This window comes from Microvirga pakistanensis, from assembly GCF_004458765.1.
In the GTDB taxonomy this organism is placed as follows: Bacteria; Pseudomonadota; Alphaproteobacteria; order Rhizobiales; family Beijerinckiaceae; genus Microvirga; species Microvirga pakistanensis.
This window is the reverse complement of the sequence record NZ_SPJX01000405.1, coordinates 1-223: the sequence shown is the minus strand read 5'-3', so window position 1 is coordinate 223 and position 223 is coordinate 1. Positions and strand designations below refer to the sequence as shown.

At 57.8% G+C, this 223-nt stretch carries 1 protein-coding gene; it reads right to left on the bottom strand.

Features of this window, described 5'->3' with window-relative positions; genetic code table 11:
- Window positions 1-92: 92 nt before the first annotated feature.
- Window positions 93-223, bottom strand: a 131-nt coding sequence (locus E4K09_RS18955) for a hypothetical protein (protein ID WP_134499306.1), incomplete at its 5' end; no start/stop codon positions are given.

Genomic DNA, 223 nt, shown 5'->3' with positions numbered 1-223 from the left:
TCGATGTAGTTGTGACGAACCTGCAGGAGATGCGTGGTCTTTCCTGCGTTCATCACCGAGTAGAGGAAGTGGAGCTTTGCCATGAATCCATATTACATATGGATCGCGCGCTTCTCCACCGCGAGTGCGGCTTCCTTCACAGCTTCTGCAAGGGTCGGGTGAGCATGGCAGGTGCGCGCCATGTCCTCCGACGAGGCACCGAACTCCATGGCGATGGCCGCCT